Here is a 400-nt window from a genome sequence, read left to right as displayed (position 1 = left end):
GGATCGTAGCGGTGACCGGTGATCACGCCGTTGCCCGCGGTTTCGGATTCGACCTGGCCGGAGGGGTTGTAGTGGATCGCGCTCACCAGAACCTTCTCGAGCTCTCCGTCACCGGCCAGGGTCAGCCGGGTGTTTTTCAGCTGGCCGGCGACGGTGTAGGCGAAGGCTTGACGATTGCCCAGTGYGTCGGTCTGACTCAGCGGTTCGGCGGTGGGCGCGTAGCTATTCCAGGTGGTTGCGCCGTCGCCAGATTCGAGCAAGGCATCCCGCTCGGTCACACTGTTCGGCCAGTCGGGTGGGTCAAGGCTTCGCAAAAAATCTCGCCGCTGTTGCAGCGGCGCGCCGCCGAGGCTCAGGTCCAGCAGGTGCAAGGTGCCGGCCGGGTCGTCATGGCGAATCA

At 64.9% G+C, this 400-nt stretch carries 1 pseudogene; it reads right to left on the bottom strand.

The features are described from left to right. Positions 1-400, bottom strand: a pseudogene (locus tag AC1DHT_RS29435) (RHS repeat protein); the annotation flags it as partial.

The organism is Pseudomonas sp. 05N432, assembly GCF_056396945.1.
Note: the sequence above shows the minus strand (reverse complement) of the source record. Positions and strands in the feature narration are given on the sequence as shown.